This window comes from Nocardia sp. NPDC004722, assembly GCF_053601505.1.
In genome coordinates this window covers 1-6,377 of the sequence record NZ_JBSGBY010000499.1, presented here as the reverse complement: position 1 = coordinate 6,377, position 6,377 = coordinate 1, and the positions used below count along the sequence as shown (strand labels likewise).

The window sequence follows — 6,377 nt, the reverse complement described above, 5'->3', positions numbered from 1 at the left end:
GCCGCAGTCGGCGGCGACCTGGGACAGCAGCTTCTCCTCGATGCCCAGCAGCGCGACGTGCGCCCCGTGCGCGTGCAGCTGCCGGGCGAGGGCCGCCCCGATCCCCCTCGCCGCGCCCGTGATCAGGATGCGTTGGCCCGCGACTCGCGGGGAGTGGCGGCGGAATCCACGGCGTGTTCCGGCCGGGCTGGCATTCATGTATGCGAAACTACCATCTAGACGAACACTCGTGTTCGCAAATCTTGCGAGCATTTGTTGCGCGATACGCGACACCTTTGCGAAGTGCACAACAGCGACAGCGAAGAGTGCGACAACGTGCCGAGGCCGGAAACGCTCGAACCGGACCCCGCGCGGGGCGCGCGCCGCACCCCGCTATCGTGCCTATTGACGGAGGGCCAGTGAGAGGGCCGTCCACAGTCGAGAGGACCAACACCGTGGAGATTTCGGGCTCCGCCGCCATTGTCACCGGAGGTGCGTCCGGGCTGGGCGCGGCCACCGCCAAGCGCCTCGCCGATGCGGGCGCGACCGTGTTCGGCCTGGATCTGGCGCAGTCGATCGAGCGCGCGGGCGACAGCGTCCCCGCCGGTGTCACCCTCATCCCGACCGACGTCACCAGCGGTGACGAGGTGGCCGCCGCGGTCGCCAAGGTCGTGGAATCCGGTGTGCCGCTGCGTATTGTGGTCAACTGCGCCGGCGTGGGCTGGGCGGGACGCATCCTGTCCAAGAACGGCCCGCACGACCTGGAGCTGTTCCGCACGGTCATCACCGTGAACCTGCTGGGCTCGTTCAACGTCATGCGCCTGGCCGCCGACGCCATCGCCAAGACCGATCCGGTCGACGAGTACGGCTCGCGCGGCGTCATCATCAACACCGCGTCCGTCGCGGCGTTCGAGGGGCAGATCGGGCAGATCGCCTACTCCGCGTCCAAGGGCGGCGTCGCCGGCATGACCATCCCGGCCGCGCGCGACCTGGCGCAGTTCGGCATTCGCGTGAACACCATCGCGCCCGGCATCATCGACACCCCGATGCTCGCGGGCGTCACCGAGGAGTACCGCAAGGGGCTGGAAGCGGGCGTCCCGTTCCCGTCGCGCCTGGGCCGCCCGGACGAGTACGCGCAGCTCGCGCAGTACATCACCGAGCACGACTACCTCAACGGCGAGACCATCCGCATGGACGGCGCACTCCGCATGGCTCCGCGCTAGTCGCTGGAACAAATAAGGCCCGCACCGGGATCCGGTGCGGGCCTTACTGTTTCGTAAAGCACAAAGGCGCGGGGGTTGAGGCCCGCGCCTAGGAAGCTTTAGTGGGGGCGGACCGCAGCAGCCTGCGGGCCCTTCTTGCCCTCGGTGATCTCGAACGACACGGCCTGGCCCTCTTCGAGCTGACGGTAGCCGTTGCCTTCGATCTCCGAGTAGTGGACGAAAACGTCGGGGCCGTCCTCGCGGGCGATGAAGCCGTAGCCCTTCTCCGCGTTGAACCACTTGACGGTGCCCTGAACCATTACCTTCTCCTGACGAGGTGTTTCTTTGTGTTGCGTGGGTGCCGCGGCCGCGGTACCCGGGGTCGATCAGAAGGCGGCCACCCTGCTCTTGCAAGGTGAAGCACGCCCGCACAATGTTCCGCGCGAGCATGTAGAACACGTACACGAAAACTTACGACCAAGACGTACAACGTACGCGTCGGCGTGGAGTTCCCGAAATCACCGACGGATGTGGATCGTCACATTCGGGACAAATAGCGCATGACCAATTCCCGCTTGCTATAGGTCGGGCTCCTGCGGAAACACCGCAGGAGCCCGATCCAGAGAACTTGTCAGAGTGTGCGCGTCAGCCGGTCGGCCAGGATGCGCGCGAAGTGCGCCGGATCCTTCAGCTCGCCGCCCTCGGCCAGAACCGCGGTGCCGTAGAGCAATTCGGCGGTCTCGGTCAGCGCCTCCGGCTTCTCGGCCTCGCCGGAAACCTTCGCGAACGCGTCACGCAGGCCGGTGACCAGCGCGTGCGACGGGTTCAGTTCGAGGATGCGCTTGCTGTGCGGCAGCTCCTGCCCCGAGGCGCGGTACATGCGCTCGAGCATCGGGGTGAAGTCGAACACATCACCCACGATGCAGGCGGGCGAGGTGGTGAGCCGGTTGGTCAGGCGCACCTCCTTCACCTCCGCGTCGAGGACGCCCTGCAGCCAGGTCAGCACCTCGGCGAAGTCCTTGTCCTGCTGCTCGCGCAGCTGCTCGGACGCCTTCTTCTCGTCCTCGGTCTCCAGGTCGACCTCGCCCTTGGCGATCGAGACGATCGGCTTGCCGTCGAACTCGGGGACCGAGCCCACCCACATCTCGTCGACCGGTTCGGTCAGCACCAGCACCTCGAGGCCCTTGGCCTTGAACGCCTCGATGTGTGGCGAGTTCTCGATCTGCTGCCGGGATTCGCCGGTCATGTAGTAGATGGCCGACTGGGTCTCGGGCATCCGCTCGACGTACTCGGCCAGCGAGGTCTGCTCGGTCTCGGAGTGCGTGGACGCGAAAGACGAGACGGCCAGGATGGTTTCGCGGTTGTCGGGATCCGACAGCAGGCCCTCCTTGAGGACCCGGCCGAACTCCTTCCAGAACTCCCAGTACTTGGTCTTGTCGTCGGCGTTACGCAGATCCTTGACCGTGGACAGCACCTTGCGCACCAGCCGCTTGCGGATCATCTGGATCTGGCGGTCCTGCTGCAGGATCTCGCGAGAGACGTTGAGCGACAGGTCCTGCGCGTCGACGACGCCCTTGACGAAGCGCAGATACTCCGGCATCAGCTCTTCGCAGTTGTCCATGATGAACACCCGGCGCACGTACAGCTGCACGCCGCGCTTGTGCTCGCGGGTGAACAGGTCGAACGGCGCGTGCGACGGAATGAACAGCAGCGCCTGGTATTCGAAGGTGCCCTCGGCCTTCATCGGGATGATTTCCAGCGGATCGTCCCAGGCGTGCGAGACGTGCTTGTAGAACTCCTGGTACTCCTCGTCGGAGACCTCGCTGCGCGGGCGCGTCCACAGCGCCTTCTGCGAGTTCAGGGTCTGGGTCTCGACCAGGGTCTTCTCGGTCTTCTCTTCGCCTTCACCGTCCATGACGGTGCGCTCGACATCCATGCGGATGGGCCAGGCGATGAAATCCGAGTACTTCTTGACGATTTCGCGGAGCTTCCACTCCTGCGTGTAGTCGAAGAGGTGATCCTCGTCGTCGGAAGGCTTGAGGTGCAATGACACCGAGGTGCCCTGCGGGGCCTCGGTCAGTTCCTCGATGGCGTAGGTGGAAGAGCCCGCCTCGGATTCCCAACGGGTGCCGGTGGTCTCGCCCGCCTTGCGGGTGGTCAGCGTGACCTTGTCGGCCACCATGAAGGTCGAGTAGAAGCCGATGCCGAACTGGCCGATCAGCTCCTCGGCCTGCTGATCACCGGCCTTCGCCTCGAGTAGCTGCTTGCGCAGCTGGGCGGTGCCCGACTTGGCGAGCGTGCCGATCAGATCCACCACCTCGGCCCGGGACATGCCGATGCCGTTGTCGCGGACGGTGAGCACGCGGTTGTCGCGGTCGACCTCGAGATCGATGTGCAGATCCGAGGTGTCGGCGTGCAGGTCCTTGTCGCGGAAGGTCTCCAAGCGGAGCTTGTCGAGCGCGTCCGACGCGTTCGACACCAGCTCGCGCAGGAAGGTGTCTTTGTTCGAATACACCGAGTGAATCATCAACTCCAGCAGTTGATGGGTCTCGGCCTGAAACTCCAGGTGTTCGATGTGTTCGGTCACGACGCGATATTACGACGGGCGAAGTCGGCGATGCCCGGAACCTCGGCGTCCGCGCGATCGGTCATCCAGTCCCGCAGCACCTTCGTCGCCTGCACGTCGTCCTCGTTGTATTCGAAGATGCGGGTGCGCTGCGACATGTCCGGTTCGCCGCCCTCGTAGGCGACGGCCAGGCGATACCAGGCCATGGACGCCTCGCCCCCGGCCTCGGCGTCGCGCCAGTGGAAGCCCGCGACCGGCGCGATCTTCTTGAGGCCCTTGCCGTTCGGGCAGATGAACTGCTCCGACACCGCCTGGAACATGTCCACCCACTGCGGACTGTCGACGAACTTCTGCACCTCGCGCTCGGTGGGAATGCCGGGGCGACCCGCGAAACGGCGGGCCGACTCGTAGAGCCACTTGTCCTCGGCGGTGCGTGAGTAGCAGTAGGCGGCAAAGGTTTTGCCCTCCGCCATCGCCGCGCCGCGCACCTCCATGAGCCAGGTCCAGAACTCCGCGAAGGAGCGGCCCTCGTCCTCGGTGGGCAGCGGATCCCAGGTGACGAAGGGGCGGTACACGCCGTCGAGCAGGGTGCCCCACAGGTACGCGCCGTGCTCCTGGTAGCTCTCCAGGTCCACATCCACCTCGACGTCGGCGCGGGTGACCCGCACCCGCTCGACCCGGCGGACCAGGGGCGCTCCGGTGGCCCAGGCGCGGGCGGTCACCACCGTCTCGGTGAAGGGTTCGTACTGCCAGTCGTCGGGTTCGTCGCCGCTCCAGGCGGCCAGATCGTCGATGGTCTCGACCCCGTGGCGGCGCAACGTTTCCGCGCGCGAACCCGGGGCCACCAGGCTCACATCGCGATGCTCCGACAGCCACTGCTCGCAGCTGCGGCCACCCTCCTCCGGCGACCGCGACCACCACGGGCACTGGCGGCACTCCGGGACTTTCGATGCGACCGTGGGCAGTTCGCCGCGCACCACCGCGATGCGGTCGGCGTAGCGGACGTCGTAGTCGGCCAGGATCGGGCCCAGGTCGTGCACCAGGACGCGGTCGAAGTGGTAGCCGATCGCGCCGCCGACCAGCGCCGGGCTGGCCAGGCCGTGCCGTTGCAGCATGCGGTAGAGGTGGGCCAGGCGCTGCTGGTCGCGCGGTTGCGGGCGGGTGCGAACATGCCTGTCCGGCTGCGGATTCCAGTCGTAGAGGCCGCTGGTCGTGGGGTGGTAGTCGGCCGGATCCGGCTGGCGGGGATCGGTCACCTTGTGGTTCACCACGATGACCGGGATGTAGCCGCCGCGATCGGTGTCGCGCCAGAGGATTTCGCAGCCGCCGCGGCGGCCGGTATCGGGCTCCTGCGGCAGGAGTCCACCCCAGATGTGTTCGGCCCCGGCCGCCATGGCGGCCATGGTGGCCTCGGCGCGGCGGGTCGCGGACTGCTTCGGATCGATGACCGTCCAGCGCTCCGGCGCGGCGGCAACCAGCGTGTCCCGCACGTGAAGTCGATGCGCGGCGGCGGCCTCTCGACGCTGCTGCACGCCTGCGTCTTCGATGACCCCGGTCAGCACGCCCGGATGTTCCGCGTCCAGATGCAATCGGTGTCTACAGCCGATCAGCGAACGCGCGTCCAGAAACGCAGCCCGCTCGCCATGGTCACCGATGCCCGAATACACGCCGTTCAGTATGGCCTCACCCCCCGACATTCCTACGAACTGGCACCGAAACAGCCAGGCGCTCGCTGCGTGGCGCACGCACCCGTTAGGGTGATTCGCAAACTGTGTTTCATGGGCGGACAGGCATTTCCCCCCGGCCCTGTGCTGCCATGGCGAACCAGCATGACGGAGGCCATTTATGGGGTTGTTCGGCAAGCGCAAGAAGCGGGTCAGCCGCCGAGCCGAGGCGAAAGCCCTCAAGCACAAGGCCGGCATGGAGGCCAAGCTCGGCGCGCGCAACGAGCGCAAGCGCCACCGCGTCGAGGCGCGTACACAGAAGCAGGTCGCCAAGGCGGAGATCGCCAAGCTGCAGGCCGAGGAGAAGGCGGCCAACAAGCTCGCCGCGCGCGCCGAACGGGATCCGTTCAGCGCGGCCTCGGTGCGCAAGTACCTGGGTGTCGCACGCGTGCTGCTGCCGGTGCTGGCGCCGCTGGCCTACCGGGGCGCGACCTTCGTGCGCGGGCAGCTCGACACCCGCCGCGCCGCGCAGCTCGGCGTCGGACTCGATCAGCTCGGCGACTTCGCCGGTCCCGGCGCGAAGCTGCAGGCGCGCATCGCGAGTGTGGAGTCCACGCTGTCGCAGATCGAGGCCAAGGGCGCCGATCCCGAGACCAAGCAGTTCGTCGCCGCCGGGCGCGACCGGCTCGACAGCCTGTCCGCGGCCGTCCGCACCGCCGCCCAGATGCCGGTGCAGCGTCGCCGCGCCGTGCACGCCTCCATCTCCAACGAGCTCTCCGGCCTGGAAGCCGATGTGCTCGCCCGTCTCGGCGTGAACTGAACGACCCATGAGCTCGGTGCGCGGTGGATTGGCAGGTGTCGCTATGGCGGCACTCGCGGTCGCCGCGCACGGGTTCGCGGGCGGCGGCTACCCCGGCTCGTCCGGGCTGATGCTGCTGGTGCTGGTGACCGCCGCGTTCGGCGCAC

The 6,377-nt window shown here is 67.3% G+C and carries 6 protein-coding genes; 2 read left to right on the top strand and 4 right to left on the bottom strand.

Annotated elements, in window-relative coordinates:
- Positions 1-198, bottom strand: a 198-nt coding sequence (locus ACWELQ_RS34560) for an SDR family NAD(P)-dependent oxidoreductase (RefSeq protein WP_452401222.1), incomplete at its 3' end; no start/stop codon positions are given.
- Between the two features lie 236 nt (positions 199-434).
- Between ACWELQ_RS34560 and ACWELQ_RS34555 the strand changes: the two genes are divergently transcribed.
- Entirely contained in the window at positions 435-1,202 is a 768-nt protein-coding gene (locus tag ACWELQ_RS34555) for an SDR family NAD(P)-dependent oxidoreductase (RefSeq protein WP_379359638.1), read from the top strand.
- Between the two features lie 98 nt (positions 1,203-1,300).
- Here ACWELQ_RS34555 and ACWELQ_RS34550 read toward each other — a convergent pair whose 3' ends face one another.
- The 3 genes from ACWELQ_RS34550 to ACWELQ_RS34540 all read right to left on the bottom strand — a co-directional run bounded on the left by ACWELQ_RS34550 (position 1,301) and on the right by ACWELQ_RS34540 (position 5,414).
- Positions 1,301-1,501, bottom strand: a complete 201-nt coding sequence (locus ACWELQ_RS34550; RefSeq protein ID WP_033085228.1) for a cold-shock protein — start codon at positions 1,499-1,501, stop codon at positions 1,301-1,303.
- Positions 1,502-1,812: 311 nt separating this feature from the next.
- Positions 1,813-3,768 (bottom strand): molecular chaperone HtpG, encoded by a 1,956-nt coding sequence (htpG, locus tag ACWELQ_RS34545; protein ID WP_452401221.1) that lies wholly within the window; start codon positions 3,766-3,768, stop codon positions 1,813-1,815.
- The gene (locus tag ACWELQ_RS34540; RefSeq protein WP_452401220.1) at positions 3,765-5,414 is read right to left on the bottom strand and encodes a TM0106 family RecB-like putative nuclease; all 1,650 of its coding nucleotides are present in this window, start codon (positions 5,412-5,414) and stop codon (positions 3,765-3,767) included. Before ACWELQ_RS34540 ends, htpG begins: the two co-directional genes overlap by 4 nt.
- Positions 5,415-5,592: 178 nt before the next feature.
- Between ACWELQ_RS34540 and ACWELQ_RS34535 the strand changes: the two genes are divergently transcribed.
- A complete protein-coding gene (locus ACWELQ_RS34535) occupies positions 5,593-6,231 on the top strand; it encodes a DUF6474 family protein (protein ID WP_452401219.1) in 639 nt (212 codons plus the stop codon).
- Positions 6,232-6,377: the final 146 nt, after the last annotated feature.

Excerpts from the sequence above, each read along its gene's own strand:
- ACWELQ_RS34550 (WP_033085228.1), bottom strand. The coding sequence starts at position 1,501 with ATGGTTCAGGGCACCGTCAAGTGGTTCAACGCGGAGAAGGGCTACGGC.
- ACWELQ_RS34535 (WP_452401219.1), top strand. The coding sequence starts at position 5,593 with ATGGGGTTGTTCGGCAAGCGCAAGAAGCGGGTCAGCCGCCGAGCCGAG.